General features: G+C 38.0%; 12 protein-coding genes. 2 read left to right on the forward strand and 10 right to left on the reverse strand.

The window, feature by feature from the left end; all coding sequences use genetic code 11:
- The 10 genes from B6C99_RS10705 to parE form a co-directional block, all read right to left on the reverse strand.
- Positions 1-127 (reverse strand): GTP-binding protein (locus B6C99_RS10705; protein ID WP_086359178.1); only part of this gene is annotated, 127 nt, incomplete at its 3' end.
- A 70-nt stretch (positions 128-197) separates the two neighbouring features.
- Entirely contained in the window at positions 198-2,300 is a 2,103-nt protein-coding gene (fusA, locus tag B6C99_RS10710; protein ID WP_086359817.1) for an elongation factor G, read from the reverse strand.
- Positions 2,301-2,408: 108 nt separating this feature from the next.
- Complete coding sequence (rpsG, locus tag B6C99_RS10715) at positions 2,409-2,879, reverse strand: 30S ribosomal protein S7 (RefSeq protein ID WP_034883788.1); 471 nt, start codon at positions 2,877-2,879, stop codon at positions 2,409-2,411.
- Positions 2,880-2,979: 100 nt separating this feature from the next.
- On the reverse strand, positions 2,980-3,354 hold the full coding sequence (gene rpsL, locus B6C99_RS10720) for a 30S ribosomal protein S12 (RefSeq protein ID WP_034883792.1): 375 nt from the start codon (positions 3,352-3,354) through the stop codon (positions 2,980-2,982).
- 262 nt (positions 3,355-3,616) lie between these two features.
- A complete protein-coding gene (locus B6C99_RS10725; protein WP_086359818.1) occupies positions 3,617-4,927 on the reverse strand; it encodes an NCS2 family permease in 1,311 nt (436 codons plus the stop codon).
- A 290-nt stretch (positions 4,928-5,217) separates the two neighbouring features.
- Entirely contained in the window at positions 5,218-6,792 is a 1,575-nt protein-coding gene (locus tag B6C99_RS10730; RefSeq protein WP_086359819.1) for a TerC family protein, read from the reverse strand.
- 143 nt (positions 6,793-6,935) lie between these two features.
- Positions 6,936-8,381, reverse strand: a complete 1,446-nt coding sequence (locus B6C99_RS10735; RefSeq protein WP_086359838.1) for a TrkH family potassium uptake protein — start codon at positions 8,379-8,381, stop codon at positions 6,936-6,938.
- 15 nt (positions 8,382-8,396) lie between these two features.
- Positions 8,397-9,242, reverse strand: a complete 846-nt coding sequence (gene djlA, locus B6C99_RS10740) for a co-chaperone DjlA (RefSeq protein WP_086359820.1) — start codon at positions 9,240-9,242, stop codon at positions 8,397-8,399.
- Between the two features lies 1 nt (position 9,243).
- Positions 9,244-11,472 (reverse strand): DNA topoisomerase IV subunit A, encoded by a 2,229-nt coding sequence (gene parC, locus B6C99_RS10745; RefSeq protein WP_086359821.1) that lies wholly within the window; start codon positions 11,470-11,472, stop codon positions 9,244-9,246.
- A 27-nt stretch (positions 11,473-11,499) separates the two neighbouring features.
- On the reverse strand, positions 11,500-13,389 hold the full coding sequence (parE, locus tag B6C99_RS10750; RefSeq protein WP_086359822.1) for a DNA topoisomerase IV subunit B: 1,890 nt from the start codon (positions 13,387-13,389) through the stop codon (positions 11,500-11,502).
- 222 nt (positions 13,390-13,611) lie between these two features.
- Between parE and B6C99_RS10755 the strand changes: the two genes are divergently transcribed.
- A complete protein-coding gene (locus B6C99_RS10755; RefSeq protein ID WP_086359823.1) occupies positions 13,612-16,062 on the forward strand; it encodes a DMSO/selenate family reductase complex A subunit in 2,451 nt (816 codons plus the stop codon).
- Positions 16,063-16,081: 19 nt separating this feature from the next.
- Entirely contained in the window at positions 16,082-16,696 is a 615-nt protein-coding gene (locus B6C99_RS10760) for a DMSO/selenate family reductase complex B subunit (RefSeq protein WP_086359824.1), read from the forward strand.
- The last annotated feature ends 1 nt before the right edge of the window (position 16,697 follow it).

Here is a 16,697-nt window from a genome sequence, read left to right on the forward strand (position 1 = left end):
GACCACCATATTTTTTAGAAAGTACAGTAGTAATAGCTGCAGTTAAAGTTGTTTTACCGTGGTCAACGTGGCCGATTGTACCAACGTTAACGTGGGGTTTTGTACGTTCAAATTTTTCTTTAGACATCTTAATGTTCCTTTATTAAATCACTTCCCTATTTATTATTAGGGAAGTGTTACTTTATTTATATAAATAATTATTTCGCTTTACGAGCTTCAATAATTGCAGTTGCAATATTGGTTGGCGCTTCATTGTACTTCAAGAACTCCATTGAGTAAGAAGCACGACCTTGGGTTTGTGAACGAAGGTCAGTTGCATAACCAAACATTTCTGAAAGTGGAACTTGTGCTTTAACTGTTTTACCAGTTGCAGTATCTTCCATTCCTTCGATCATACCACGACGACGGTTTAAGTCACCGATTACGTCACCCATATAATCTTCAGGAGTTTCGACTTCTACTTTCATGATCGGTTCTAAAAGCACAGGTTTAGCTTTCATGAAGCCATCTTTAAATGCCATTGAACCGGCAATTTTAAATGCCATTTCTGATGAGTCAACATCATGGTAAGAACCATCATAGATAGTGACTTCAACATCAACAATTGGGTAGCCAGCAAGAACACCGTTTTTCATTTGTTCCTGACAACCTTTATCAACTGCTGGGATGTATTCTTTAGGAACCACACCACCAACAATTTCATTGTTGAATTTGTAGCCTTCGCCACCAGCTTCTAATGGTTTAATTCTTAACCATACATGACCATATTGACCACGACCACCAGACTGACGAACAAATTTACCTTCTTGTTCAACTTCATTGCGAATGGTTTCACGGTAAGCAACTTGTGGTTTACCAACATTTGCTTCCACTTTAAATTCACGTTTCATACGGTCAACGATGATTTCTAAGTGAAGCTCACCCATACCAGAAATAATTGTTTGACCTGATTCTTCATCGGTGTGAACACGGAATGAAGGATCTTCTTGTGCTAGTCGACCTAAAGCAAGTCCCATTTTTTCTTGGTCAGCTTTAGTTTTTGGTTCAACAGCAACAGAAATTACCGGCTCTGGGAACTCCATTCTTTCTAGAATAATTGGTGCGCTCTCAGCACATAATGTATCACCAGTTGTTACATCTTTAAGACCGATTGCCGCAGCAATGTCACCAGCGCGAACTTCTTTAATTTCTTCACGTTTGTTAGCGTGCATTTGAACGATACGACCAAAACGTTCTTTTCTATCTTTAACAGAGTTAAGAACAGTATCGCCAGAGTTAACCACACCAGAGTAAACACGGAAGAATGTTAAGTTACCAACAAATGGGTCAGTTGCAATTTTAAATGCTAGTGATGAGAATGGTTCGTCATCACTTGAGTGACGCTCAGCTGCTTCACCATTAGGTAATTCACCTTTGATTGCAGGAACATCTGTTGGTGCTGGTAAGTATTCAATTACCGCATCAAGCATGAATTGAACACCTTTATTTTTAAAGGCACTACCACAAGTTACTAAGATGATTTCGTTAGCAAGTACGCGTTCACGTAACGCTGCTTTGACTTCTTCTTCGCTTAACTCTTCACCACCAAGGTATTTTTCCATTAACTCTTCATTTGCTTCAGCTGCAGCTTCCATTAGGTTTGCACGCCATTCTTCGACTTGCTCAACCATATCAGCTGGAACATCTTCATAAGTGAAAGTAACGCCTTGATCAGCATCATTCCAATTAATTGCTTTACGTTTAAGTAAATCAACTACACCAGTAAAGCCTTCTTCCGCACCGATAGGTAGTACTAATGGAACTGGTACTGCCGCTAAACGTGTTTTGATTTGATCAACAACACGTAAGAAGTTTGCACCCATACGGTCCATTTTGTTTACGAAAGCAATACGTGGAACTTTATATTTGTTTGCTTGACGCCATACTGTTTCTGATTGAGGTTGAACACCACCAACCGCACAGTAAACCATTACAGCACCATCTAAAACACGCATAGAACGTTCAACTTCGATTGTGAAGTCAACGTGTCCCGGGGTGTCGATGATATTGATTCGGTGTGGTTCATATTGTTGACCCATACCAGACCAGAAAGCTGTAGTCGCTGCAGACGTGATAGTAATACCACGTTCTTGTTCTTGTTCCATCCAGTCCATGGTAGCTGCGCCATCATGAACCTCACCAATTTTGTGACTTACGCCAGTGTAAAACAAAATACGTTCAGTAGTCGTAGTTTTACCTGCGTCAATATGTGCACTGATACCGATATTACGGTAGCGTGCTATAGGGGTTGTACGAGCCATATTAATCCTCTATTTAGAATCGTTTGCTTATAAAATATCTTTTCAGGTTGACTGATAGTAGATATGCGCTATCAGTCTAATTTCAAGCGGCTTATAAAAGCGCTCAAATTACCAACGATAATGTGCAAACGCTCTATTAGCTTCAGCCATACGATGAACATCTTCGCGTTTTTTCACAGCGGTACCTTTGTTTTCAAAAGCATCCATAAGTTCATTCGCTAGGCGTAATGCCATTGATTTATCGCCACGTTTACGTGCAGCATCTACAATCCAACGCATTGCAAGTGCATTACGACGGACAGGACGCACTTCAACAGGAACTTGGTATGTAGAACCTCCAACGCGACGAGACTTAACTTCTACAGTTGGTCTTACGTTATCTAATGCAACTTCGAAAGCTGCTAAGTGGTCTTTTCCACTACGCTCAGCTAATTTATCAAGAGCTGAATATACGATTGATTCTGCGATAGATTTTTTACCATCTATCATTAAAATATTTACAAATTTCGCCAGCAAATCTGAACCGAATTTCGGATCAGGTAAAATTTTTCTTTGACCGACAACATGACGACGTGGCATTGGAATACTCCGTTTATATGTTACAAATTTTCAGGTTTACCCAAAACTCAAATGAGTTATATGGAATTTATATAGTTTGGCCTTACTTAACGGAGTTCCATTAAGCTTTAGGTCGTTTCACACCGTATTTAGAACGGCTTTGTTTGCGATCTTTAACACCTGCGCAGTCTAATGCACCACGAACAGTGTGATAACGAACACCAGGTAAATCTTTAACACGACCACCGCGGATTAAAATCACGCTATGTTCTTGTAAGTTATGACCTTCACCACCGATGTAAGAAGTTACTTCAAAACCGTTGGTTAAACGTACACGGCATACTTTACGTAATGCTGAGTTTGGTTTTTTAGGTGTAGTGGTGTAAACACGTGTACATACACCTCGTTTTTGCGGGCATGCTTCAAGTGCAGGAACGTTACTTTTCGCTTCCTTTAGTGCTCTTGGTTTGCGTACCAGCTGATTAATTGTTGCCATTAATAAGCTCCTGATTAATTAAAATAAATTTAAAAATTGCTTTTTAGATACGTAATTAATAACTGTAGCCCAAAGCCTATTTATATAAGTTTTGGGTCGCAAGATTCTAGACCTCAATAGCTATAATGTCAAGTTTTTGCTTAGTTTAAAGAGGGGTCTAATATCAAGAATTAGTTATTTTTTTATGTGTTATTACTAGTAAATTAATAATAATGTTTTACAATTGGGTTACCTCATCGGCACTAACCGATGAGGGGAAAAATTAATGATGATCAATAAAGATGAATTTTAAAGCAAATAATAGTGCAAAAACTAGTACACAAAGGTTTAATTCTTTAAATTTACCAGTAAATGTTTTCAATATTACATAAGAGATAAAGCCAAGTGCGACCCCTTCAGTAATAGCAAAAGCAAATGGCATCATTAATGCGGTAATAAATGCAGGTGTTGCATCCGTTAAATCAGACCAGTTAACTTTCATTAAACTTGATACCATTAAGATACCAACAAAAATTAGTGCACCTGATGTGGCATAAGGTGGTACTAAATGTGCTAAAGGTGATAAGAAAGTCATCATTAAAAATAATAGGCCAACCACCACTGCAGTTAAGCCAGTACGTCCACCAACTGAAATGCCTGCTGAACTTTCAATGTAAGTTAATACAGATGAAGTACCAAACAACCCACCTAGTGAAGAACTGAAACTATCAATTAATAAAGCTTGACGCATTTTAGGAAAACGACCTTTTTCGTCAGAAAGTCCTGCTTTATCGGTTAAAGCTAAAATAGTACCCGATGAATCAAACAAGCTGACAATCATTACTGAAAAGATTACCCCGAGGATACCAATATTCAGTGAACCAGCAAGGTCAACATGGCCAACAACGCTGCCAACACTCGGTGGAACTGCTGCAATTCCTTGATAACTAATATTTGGATCAAGCCATAGCGCTAGTAGGGTTACGACAAGAATAGAAACTAACACGGCGGCATGAAAATTGCGGGTAGCAAGGATAACGATAATAAAAAATCCAAGCGAACCTAATAAGACTTTAAGTGACAAAATATTGCCTAAGGTTAGTAATGTAGCTGGCGATGCGACCACAATACCCATATTTTGGAATCCCATAAAAGCAATAAATAAGCCAATACCAGCACTAATACCGGCGCGTAAACACTGTGGAATATGTTCGATTAACCAATGGCGGACTTTAAATAGTGATAATGCAAAAAAGACCAATGAGCCCCAAAATATCGCTCCCATCCCAACTTGCCAAGAATAGCCCATTGCACCGCATATTCCATAAGCAAAAAAGACATTTAGCCCCATGGCAGGTGCTAAAGCAATCGGTAGATTGGCAAATAATCCCATCATAATTGTCGCAAAAGCGGTGACAACACAAGTTAGGACAAACACTGCTGATTTATCCATTCCTGTTGCAGATAAGATTGAAGGATTAACAAAGATAATATAAACCATGGTTAAAAAAGTGGTGCAACCGGCGATAAGCTCGGTACCAGGGGTGGTTTTTTTCTCTTTTAATTGAAAGATTTTTTCGAATAGTGAATTCATAAATTAAAGCCCAATTTAGGTTGATAGTGATCCATTTTGATATAATTTTATATCTTTATTTTTACCGAAGTGAATTTACGGTAAAAATAAAAAAGATATAAAGTGATTACTTCATATCTTTAAAAAACGTAAAAACACTGCGCTATTATTGCCAGTAATTTATTTTGGTCAAGCGTTATTCTAAATAACAAATAGCATTTTATTAGTGATCAATCATGCTTATAACTTAGCGTTAACATAATTTTCAGCCATTTAATGGCACACTGGATAACATGCTGATCATCAATGGATTAGTTAGCCAAAACATCTAATTTATTTTTAGTAATTTTTACTTTTAAAATCCGATGACTTTCAATCTCGGCGACTTCAAAAAGATAGTCACCAATCTGTATAGTTTCACCAACATTAAGTAGATGTTGGGCTTTTTCCATCAATAATCCCGCAAGGGTATGATATTCTCGCTTATCATCAATCGGAATCGGTACAAATCTTACTAATTCTTCTACTGGGATGTAGCCATTTGCAATCCAACTATCATCATCTAAACATTGGATGTCATGTTTAGCATCGATCTCTTCTTCTTCAGTTGGAAAGTCACCAGCAATGGTTTCAATAACATCGGTCACTGACACCACACCTTGCATTGATCCAAATTCATCAACCACAAAAGCAAAGTGAGTTTTGGCTTTTTTGAATTGCTCCAGTGCTACAAGTAAAGATACTGTTTCAGGAAAAATTAATGGTTGTTTGATTAATGAATTAATATCAAATGGTTGTTTATTTTGTAAAATATCTTTTAACAGATCATTAACTTGAATGATACCTAATGGTTCATCAATTGAAGCATTATCAGTCACTACTAAACGTGAATGAGGATTGTCAAAAATTTCTTTTAATATTACTTCTCGATCATCATTGATATTGACCATATCAACATCTAATCGAGATGTCATGATACTGCTTACTGAACGTTGAGCTAAACCTAATACTCGCTCAACCATGTTTAATTCTTGATGATTAAATACTGAGTTTTTTTTATTATTATCAGATACCACATCAATGGTATGGCTATCGGGATCTTCTTCAGCATCGCCTTTAAGTAAATGTAAAATAGCTTCGGCGGTACGTTCGCGTAGAGGTTTTTTGTTTAATGCTTTTCGACGGTTAAATATGGCTAGTTGATTAAAGAATTCAATCATAATTGAGAAGCCGATAGCTGCATATAAATAGCCTTTTGGAATGACAAAACCGAAACCTTCGGCAACCAAACTAAAGCCAATCATCAATAAAAAGCTTAAACATAAAATAACAATCGTTGGATGAGAGTTAACAAAATAGGCTAATGGTTTACTTGCCACCATCATAATCGCAATGGCGATACAAACTGCGATAATCATAACGGGTATATGGTCAACCATTCCCACTGCAGTAATGACTGAATCAAGTGAGAATACGGCATCAAGTACCACGATTTGCGCAACAACAGTCCAAAAATGTGAGGTTTTTTTCGGTTTGCCATCCTCGTGTGATGCACCTTCTAAACGCTCATTGAGTTCCATTGTCGCTTTAAACAGCAAAAATATTCCGCCAAGCAACATAATTAATTGCCGAGCATTGAAACTAATACCTGATATAGAAAATAGTGGGGTGGTGAGAGTAACTAACCAGCCAGTAAACATTAATAACAATATTCGGGTTATTAATGCAAAAGCAAGGCCTGTAATGCGTGCTTTATCTCGTTGTTGAGGCGGAAGTTTCTCGGCAAGAATGGCAATAAAAACAATGTTATCAATGCCAAGGACGATTTCAAGTACAACTAGAGTGGATAAACCAATCCAGATTGTAGGATCCATGATCCATTCCATATGTCAGGTGATTACCTCTAATGATCACAGCACATGCTGCTTAGTAATTCTGTCTGTAATTAGCAAAATAATCAATAAAATATTTAAATTTTTGACTATTTTATGGAAAATTGTTGATTAAAAGCCTTTATTAGGCGTAAAAATTAACTTCGCCAGAATGTTGGCGTGAATAAAACTAATAAAGTAAATATTTCTAGTCGACCAAATAACATGTCAACGACCATGACCCATTTCACCATATCACTGACATGAGCAAAATTATCACTGACACTACCAAGGCCAACGCCTAAATTATTTAGCGATGAAGCAACGATATAAAATGAGTCAGTTGCGTCAATTCCTGTTGCCATAATAATAAACAAACTCACTAAAAATACTAATGCATAGGCAGAAAAGAATCCCCATACCGCTTCAATGATACGTTCTGGTACAACACGATTATTGAGTTTTAAGGTATAAATTGCATTAGGGTGAATAAGTCGTTTTAACTCTCGTGAACCTTGCATAAATAGTAGCAGTACCCGAACAACTTTTAATCCACCACCAGTAGAACCAGCACAGCCACCAATAAACGAAGCACATAATAAAAAGATGGGTAATGACGATGGCCAAGTATTAATATCGTCAACGGTAAAGCCTACTGTTGCTGAAACAGACACGACTTGTAGAATAATTTTGTCGATACTGAGATGGCGTTGTGGTTGATAAATATAGATCACTAAAGCGCAGAGAATAATTAAGATAAGCAGAATAAAGATAAAGGTTCTAAATTCTTGATCACGCCAATACACTTTCACTGAGATACCATTTAACGCAGCAAAATGTAGGGCAAAATTACATCCTGACAAAATGAGGAACAAGGTAACAATATAGTTAATTGTTGCACTATTAAAATAAGCTAAATTGTTATCGTGGGTCGAGAAACCACCCATAGATATCGTTGAAAAACTATGGGAAATTGCATCAAATATATCCATTCCTGCAAACCATAAACTTATTGCGCATAAGGTGGTAAGTAAAATATAAATCGACCAAAGGGTCTTTGCTGTTTCGGCAATACGTGGTCGCATTTTACTATCTTTTTGCGGACCAGGAATTTCAGCACGATAGAGCTGCATACCCCCGACCCCTAATAGTGGTAAAATTGCGACTGCAAGTACGATGATACCCATACCACCTAACCATTGCAGCATTTGACGATAGAAAAGTATTGCTTTGGGTAAATGCTCCAAATTTACAATAGTGGTGGCACCAGTGGTCGTTAATCCAGAAAAAGACTCAAAAAAAGCGGTGGTTAAATTAAGATTGATATGATTATCAAACAGGAAAGGGAATGAGCCAATAGTGCCTAAAACGACCCAAAATAATACAACAATGAAAAAGCCTTCTCGAGTACTTAATTCATGGCGTTGATGACGATTAGGAAACCACAATAACACACCTAAAATTAATGCTGCAAAAAATGAACGAACAAAAATAGCACCGGCACCGTCACGATATATTAACGCCACAAGTGCAGGTATTAACATAAATAGTGACAATAGTGATATTAATAAACCGATAATTCTTATAATCGAGCGCCAATGCATCATATATAGTAATCTCTATTTAAATCCACGTGATGATTTTATAAGATCGTAAGCAGCTTGAATTTCTTGTGCTCGCTTTTTGGCTGCTTCTAACATCTCTTTTGGTAAGCCTTTGGATACCAATTTGTCCGGATGATGTTCATTCATTAATTTACGATAGGCTCTTTTAATTTCAGAAATTTCAGCAGATGAATTTATTCCTAATATTTTATAAGCATTTGCTAAGTCCGATTGTCTAGTACTGCTTTGGTAATCACTATAATTATGATTTTGTTGATATTGATGTTGACTGTTTTGTTGATTGTACTGATATTCTTGACGGAAATGAAAGCTTCCCATCATCATTTGAATATATATTGCCATTTGTGGCCTTGGAATACGAAACTCATCGGCAACAATGAAAAGAATCTCCGACTCTTTGTCATCTAAATGACCATCAACTAAAGCAGCTTGTATTAATTGTTCGCAAAAGATATTTAAGACGTTACGTCGATAACGATATTGGTGATATAACTCACTTAATCGCGATCGAAGTGGGTAATCACTCGCTTTACCACGATTGAATGATTCTTGCGCTAATTGACGACTTGTCGCATCAAGTTCAAGTCGATCCATAACTTGCCGAGCAAGATTAATATCATCGCGAGTAACCACCCCTTTAGCTTTACTTAAATGCCCTAATACTTCAAAAACAACCGTTAAGTATAAGTTTGGATTAGATTGTGTCCTTTTCTCAGTCAATTTATTGCCAAATGCTTGATATAGCATTGGGCCAATAAATAATCCCAGTATAAATCCCCATCCGGATTTTAATACTGAACTCAGTATTAAACCGGTAATAATGGACCAGATAAAAGACATATTATTCGTTTACCTCAATTCGATCTATTTTTTGTAATCCACGTGGTAATGATGTGCCTTTACGAGCACGCTCCGCTCTAAATTTTTGTAAATCAACTGGATAAAGTGTAAGTTTGCGTTTACCAACATATAGAGTTATAGATGTTTCTGGTGTTATCAACATCATATAAGCTAGGCTATCATCGCTACCAGAGAGTGAAATAATTTTATTGCCTTTACCTTTAGATAATTCTGGTAAATCTTTTACTGGGAATATCAGCATTCTTCCGTCTTTAGTAATTGATAACAGCAATCTTTCCTCTGATAAAATCTCTATTGGTGCTAATACATCTGCATCTTTAGATAAATTAATCACTGCTTTACCATTACGGTTGCGCGCAATTAAATCATTAAATTGACAGATAAAACCATATCCAGCACTCGATGCAAGTAAGAATTTTTGTTGTTCATTGCCTGACATCAATACATGTTCAATGGTTGCTCCAGCTGGTAATGCCAGTTTACCAGTAAGAGGTTCGCCTTGTCCTCTAGCTGATGGTAATGTACTTGGCTCAATAGCGTAACTGCGACCAGTTGAATCGATAAATACCACAGGTTGATTACTTTTACCTTTTGCTGCGGCTTTAAAACTATCACCTGCTTTATAACTTAATCCTACAGGATCGATATCATGGCCTTTAGCAGCTCTGACCCACCCCATTTCTGATAATACGATTGTAACTGGTTCAGAAGGGATTAACTCTTGTTCAGTAATTGCTTTGGCTTCACTGCGCTCGACAATTGGTGAACGACGTTCATCACCATATTTTTCAGCATCAGCTTGTAGCTCTTTTTTGATTAAATTACTTAACTTTCTTGGTGAAGCTAATAATGCTTGCAGTTGATCTCGCTCTTTAGCCAGTTCGGCTTGTTCACCTTTGATACGAATTTCTTCTAGTTTAGCTAAATGGCGGAGTTTTAATTCTAAGATAGCTTCAGCTTGTGTTTCGCTTAAGGCAAATCTTTGAATTAGTTCTGCTTTTGGGTCATCTTCATGACGAATGATTTCAATCACTTCATCAATATTTAGAAAGGCAATTAATAAACCATCTAAAATATGTAGTCTTTTTAGTATTTTATCTAAGCGATAATTTAAGCGACGGGTTACGGTAATGCGTCGATATTCTAACCATTCAGTTAGGATTTCAACCAATCCTTTAACAGATGGACGATTATCTAGTCCAATCATGTTCATATTAACACGATAACTTTTTTCTAGATCAGTAGTGGCAAATAGATGATTCATTACTTGCTCTAGATCTACACGATTAGAACGTGGCACAATAACCAGACGAGTCGGATTTTCGTGATCGGATTCGTCACGTAAGTCTTCAATTAACGGTAGTTTTTTAGCGCGCATTTGGCTAGCAATTTGCTCTAAAATTTTAGCACCAGAAACTTGATGTGGCAGATCAGTAATAACAATGTCGCCATCTTCTTTTTTCCAAACTGCTCGCATACGTATTGAGCCACGGCCAGTTTTATAAATTTTGGCGATATCTTCCGGAGAGGTGATAATCTCAGCTTCTGTTGGGAAGTCAGGGCCTTTTATATGATCCATCACTTCGCTAAGTGTTGCTTTTGGATTATCAGCTAACATAATAGCTGCATTCGCCACTTCACGAATGTTATGTGGTGGAATATCGGTTGCCATACCTACCGCAATACCGGTAGTACCGTTTAATAAGATATTCGGCAATTGAGCTGGTAACATTTTTGGCTCTTGTAATGTACCATCAAAATTTGGCGTATAGTCAACGGTGCCTTGTCCTAACTCACCTAACAATAATTCAGCATATTTTGAGAGACGTGATTCAGTATAACGCATTGCAGCAAATGATTTTGGATCATCGGGTGCCCCCCAGTTTCCTTGCCCATCAACTAATGGATATCGATAAGAAAACGGTTGCGCCATTAATACCATTGCTTCATAACAGGCACTATCACCATGAGGATGGTATTTACCTAAAACGTCACCGACAGTACGGGCTGATTTTTTGAATTTAGCTTGCGAATTTAGCCCTAATTCTGACATTGCATAAACAATGCGACGTTGTACTGGTTTTAAGCCATCGCCAATAAACGGCAATGCGCGATCCATAATGACATACATTGAGTAGTTTAAATAGGCGCTTTCGGTAAATGTTCGTAGCGACTGAACTTCTACTCCGTCATGAGTTATTTCACTCATTATTGTTCCTCTAAATTATTCTGTATATTAGACATCAAGTTCAACTTGGTCACCTTTTTCTTGTAACCATTCTCGGCGATCTTCGGCGCGCTTTTTCGCCAGTAACATATCCATTAATGCCATTGTTTCTTCGGCATTATCTAGTGATAACTGAACTAATCTACGGGTGTTAGGATCCATTGTGGTTTCGCGAAGTTGTAATGGATTCATTTCACCCAACCCTTTGAAACGTTGAACATTTGGCTTACCTTTTTTACGTTTAAGCTGATCTAAAATCCCTTCTTTTTCTTCTTCATCAAGGGCGTAATGAACTTCTTTGCCTAAATCGATACGATACAGTGGTGGCATGGCGACAAAAATATGTCCATGTTCAACCATGGCTCGAAAGTGACGAACAAATAGTGCGCACAGTAACGTGGCAATATGCAATCCATCTGAGTCAGCATCGGCTAAAACACAGATTTTACCGTAGCGTAATTGACTTAAATCATCACTATCAGGATCAATACCAATAGCTACTGAAATATCATGAATCTCTTGCGATCCTAATACTTCGTCAGATGAGACTTCCCAAGTATTTAATATTTTACCTTTCAACGGCATAATTGCTTGATATTCACGATCACGAGCTTGTTTAGCCGACCCGCCGGCAGAATCACCTTCGACTAAAAATAGTTCGGTGCGACTTAAATCTTGTGATGCACAGTCAGCCAGTTTACCCGGTAAAGCTGGACCACTGGTTAGTTTTTTACGGATAACTTTTTTGGATGCTCTTAAGCGTTTTTGAGCACTCGAAATTACCATCTCAGCAAGTAATTCGGCAATTTGTACATTTTGATTCAACCACAGGCTAAATGCATCTTTAACAATAGCAGAAACAAAAGCTGCACTTTGTCTTGATGATAAACGTTCTTTGGTCTGACCAGCAAATTGCGGTTCTTGCATTTTTACTGATAACACATAGGCACAGCGTTCCCAAATATCATCGGCGGTCAATTTTAAACCACGTGGTAATAAATTACGAAACTCACAAAATTCACGCATGGCATCAAGTAATCCTTGACGCAAACCATTGACATGAGTACCACCTTGCACAGTAGGAATTAAGTTAACGTAACTTTCAGTTAACAATTCACCACCTTCTGGTAACCAAAGTAATGCCCATTCAACCGCTTCTGTTTCACCCGTATGGCTACCAGTAAATGGTTGTTCCGGTAATAGTGTGTAACCACTAACTGACTCTATCAGATAATCTTTTAAACCGTCTTGATAACACCAGCGTTGCTCAGAGCTGTTAATTTTGTCTTTAAAAATAATTTCTAGTCCCGGGCAAAGTACAGCTTTCGCTTTAAGCAAATGAGTTAAGCGAGGTACTGAGAAGCGAGGTGAATCAAAATATTTTTCATCAGGCCAAAAACGTACTTTTGTACCAGTATTTCGTCTGCCACAGGTGCCAATTACATGTAAATCTTCGACTTTATCACCATTTTCAAAGGCGATTTGGTAAACTTGTCCATCACGGTTTACAGTGACTTCTACGCGTTTGGATAAGGCATTGACAACAGAGATACCCACCCCATGTAAACCACCAGAAAATTGATAATTTTTGTTGGAGAACTTACCTCCAGCATGTAAGCGACAAAGTAATAGTTCAATAGCCGGTACGCCTTCTTCAGGATGGATATCAACAGGCATACCTCGACCATCATCAATAACCTCAAGTGAATTGTCTTCATAAAGGGTAACTTTCACTTGGCGAGCATGACCAGCAATAGCCTCGTCGACACTATTATCAATCACCTCTTGCCCTAAATGATTGGGGCGAGCTGTGTCAGTATACATTCCAGGACGATGACGAACAGGATCGAGCCCTTTTAAGACCTCAATATCAACTGCATTATAAGTGGATTGTGACATAACTTTTCTGTTTATTCGATTAAATGGGCTTATTATACCAATCTTTCCTTAAGATGCATGAAATTAAATTTATAATAAAAAGCAAAGCCATTTTTTTATTGATAATAATTCTTATTTCATTAATTTATTTTAAGTTAATTTCGATTTTAGTCTTTTTTCTGTTTTATAATCTTAACTGTAGTATTATGATAATGACATGCCAAATATAAATAAGCGAATAGGATGAGCAAGTCAGATAATCAGATAACTCGGCGCGATTTTTTACAAAAATCATTAGCTATCGGTGGTGTGGCCGCATTAACCAATGATTTACAATTACCTTTTGCTTATGCCGCGCCAGAGGCAGATCTTGCAAAGACCTCGGTACCTAATCCAACGAATCAAGAAAAGATTTTTTATAGTGCATGTTTAGTTAACTGTGGTAGTCGTTGCCCGTTAAAAGTACATGTTAAAAACGATATTATTACTAAAATATCTGCTGAAGATGGGATTAATGATGCGGTCTTTGGTCAACATCAAATCCGTCCTTGTCTGAGAGGACGAGCTGTGCGTTGGCGTACCTATGATCCGGAACGGCTAAAATATCCAATGCTAAGAATCGGTAAACGAGGTGAAGGCAAATTCAAACGCATCTCGTGGGACGAAGCTATCGATCTATTAGCAGAAAAACTCAAATACACTATTAATCGCTATGGCAATGAAGCTATTTATTACCAATATGGTACAGGTACGACAGGGGCAAATATCTCAGGCCGTAATGCCTGTAAGCGATTTTTAAGTTGTATCGGTGGCCACCTTAATTATCATGGTGATTATTCAAGTGGACAGATCACCGCTATTCAACCTTTTATATATGGTAATGCTAAAGAGTCGTTGCTAGACCAGATCAAACATTCTGATCTAGTTGTGATGTTTGGACATAATGTTGCTGAAACTAGAATGTCGGGTGGTGGGCAGGTTGCTGAGTTATATACTGCATTAGCACAAAGTAAAGCAAGGGTAATTATTATTGATCCACGCCGTAGTGAAAGTGTGGTGGGTTTTAATGCTGAGTGGCTGCCGATTATTCCTGGTACTGACGCTGCGTTAGTCGCTGCAATCATTTATGCCTTGCTTGAAGAAGATCGTGTTGATGAGGCGATGCTTAACCAATATTGTGTGGGTTGGAATGCTGATACATTACCTGATAGTGCTCCGCCTTTTAGCGATTACAAATCTTATATTTTGGGACTAGGGCATGACAGAACCGCAAAAACGCCAGAATGGGCAGCTAAAAAAACCGGTATTCCAGCCAAACAAATTCGGCAGTTGGCATTAGATATTGTTAATGCTAAAGCAGCATGGATTTCACAAGGTTGGGGGCCACAGCGCTGGCAAAATGGTGAGCATACTACAAGGGCGATTATGATCCTACCAGTTATCACTGGTCAGTTTGGTAAGCGTGGTACTAACATTGGTACTTGGGGGGGGAGCGTAACTTATCCTGTGCCTGGCTTGAATATGGTTAACCCAGTTAAAACCAGTATTCCTTTCTTTTTATGGACGAAAGCAATTGATGAACCGCTTAGCATGACTGCGAAAAATGCTTATATAAAAGGTAAAGATAAATTAGATGTGGGTATTAAATTTATCTGGAGCTATGCTAGCAATGTTATTGGTAATCAACACTCCGATCTCAATCGGACTCACCAAATTTTACAAGACGAATCGAAATGTGAATTTATTTTAGTTTGGGATACCCATATGACTGCTTCAGCAAAATATGCGGATCTACTGTTACCGGATGTCTCATCTGTAGAGAGTAATGATTTAATCAATAATTCATATGCATCAGGTGCTTATCATTATTTTATTCGTTTGCAACGAGCAATAAAACCACTTTGGGAAAATCGTCCTGCTTATGAAGTTTTGACTGAATTGTCAGCGAAAATGGCAGTTAAAGATAAATTTACTGAAGGTCGGAGCCAAGATGATTGGATTGCTTATAGTTATGAAAAAATGCGTAAGCTCAATCCTAATTTACCGACTTTTGCCGAAACAGATGGAATGGGAATTGTTGATCGTAAATTAGCTGATAGCGATGCACAGATCGGATTAAAAGCTTTTCGTGATGATCCAATAAAAAATCCATTAAATACGCCGTCAGGTAAAATCGAAATTTATTCAGAAGCATTAGCAAAAATTGCCAATGAATGGGAGTTTGATGACGATGATAAACTTTATCCTATACCGGCATATTTACCGGCAATAGAGGGCAGTGAAGACCTGCAAACACAAGCGAAATATCCTCTACAACTAATCGGTTTTCATATCAAAGGGCATTGTCATTCAAGTTATAGTAATCTTCCGCAACTACGAGAAGCGGTAGCTAGTAGTCTCTGGATTAATCCAATGGATGCAGAAAAAAGACAGATAAAGCATGGTCAATTGGTTGAAGTTTATAATGACCGAGGTCGACTTTACATTCCAGCTAAAGTGACACCACGGATACTGCCGGGAATTATCGCTCTTCCGCAAGGATTATGGGCCAAGACTAATGCTGCTGGCATTGATATTGGCGGTTGCATTAATCGTTTAACCTCCTTACGACCATCTGTGCTTGCTAAATCTAATCCTCAGCATACCAATTTGGTTGAAATTAAACCATTAGCAGCTATGCCGTCGGCATCTTAATTGGAAGGAGATGGTTCAAATGCAATATGGTTTTTATATTAATTCTACCAAATGTACTGGTTGCAAAACTTGCCAAGTAAGTTGTAAAGATGAAAAAGATAATGCACTTGGTATCCATTTTCGCCGTGTTTATGAATATGGCGGTGGTACATGGAAGCAAGTAGATGGATGTTGGCAAAATGATACATTTACCTATTATTTGTCGATCTCTTGTAATCATTGTCAAGAGCCAACCTGTGTACAAGGTTGCCCAACAGGTGCTATGCATAAACGCCAAGAAGATGGGTTAGTGGTAGTAAATCAAGATGTCTGTATTGGTTGTCGTTATTGTGAAATGCGTTGCCCTTACGGAGCACCACAATATGATCATCAAAAAAAGGTCATGTCTAAATGTGATGGTTGTTATGAACGTGTAGCGCAAGGTTTAAAACCTGTATGTGTTGAGTCTTGTCCTCAACGTGCTTTAGATTTTGATGACATTAATACCTTGCGTCAACGTTATGGTGATGAGTGCGATATTGCTCCGTTACCTAGTTCTGATTTAACCAAACCAAGTATTGTGATAAAGCCACATGCGCAAGCTAAAGCATCGGGTGACTCGCTTGGTAAAGTGCTTAATCCAGAGGAGGTCTAGT

It is taken from the genome of Gilliamella sp. N-G2 (assembly GCF_002142215.1).
In the GTDB taxonomy this organism is placed as follows: Bacteria; Pseudomonadota; Gammaproteobacteria; order Enterobacterales; family Orbaceae; genus Gilliamella.

Coding starts and splice junctions, on each gene's coding strand:
- fusA (WP_086359817.1), bottom strand. CDS start 2,300: ATGGCTCGTACAACCCCTATAGCACGCTACCGTAATATCGGTATCAGT.
- rpsG (WP_034883788.1), bottom strand. CDS start 2,879: ATGCCACGTCGTCATGTTGTCGGTCAAAGAAAAATTTTACCTGATCCG.
- rpsL (WP_034883792.1), bottom strand. CDS start 3,354: ATGGCAACAATTAATCAGCTGGTACGCAAACCAAGAGCACTAAAGGAA.
- B6C99_RS10725 (WP_086359818.1), bottom strand. CDS start 4,927: ATGAATTCACTATTCGAAAAAATCTTTCAATTAAAAGAGAAAAAAACC.
- B6C99_RS10730 (WP_086359819.1), bottom strand. CDS start 6,792: ATGGAATGGATCATGGATCCTACAATCTGGATTGGTTTATCCACTCTA.
- B6C99_RS10735 (WP_086359838.1), bottom strand. CDS start 8,381: ATGCATTGGCGCTCGATTATAAGAATTATCGGTTTATTAATATCACTA.
- djlA (WP_086359820.1), bottom strand. CDS start 9,242: ATGTCTTTTATCTGGTCCATTATTACCGGTTTAATACTGAGTTCAGTA.
- parC (WP_086359821.1), bottom strand. CDS start 11,472: ATGAGTGAAATAACTCATGACGGAGTAGAAGTTCAGTCGCTACGAACA.
- parE (WP_086359822.1), bottom strand. CDS start 13,389: ATGTCACAATCCACTTATAATGCAGTTGATATTGAGGTCTTAAAAGGG.
- B6C99_RS10755 (WP_086359823.1), top strand. CDS start 13,612: ATGAGCAAGTCAGATAATCAGATAACTCGGCGCGATTTTTTACAAAAA.
- B6C99_RS10760 (WP_086359824.1), top strand. CDS start 16,082: ATGCAATATGGTTTTTATATTAATTCTACCAAATGTACTGGTTGCAAA.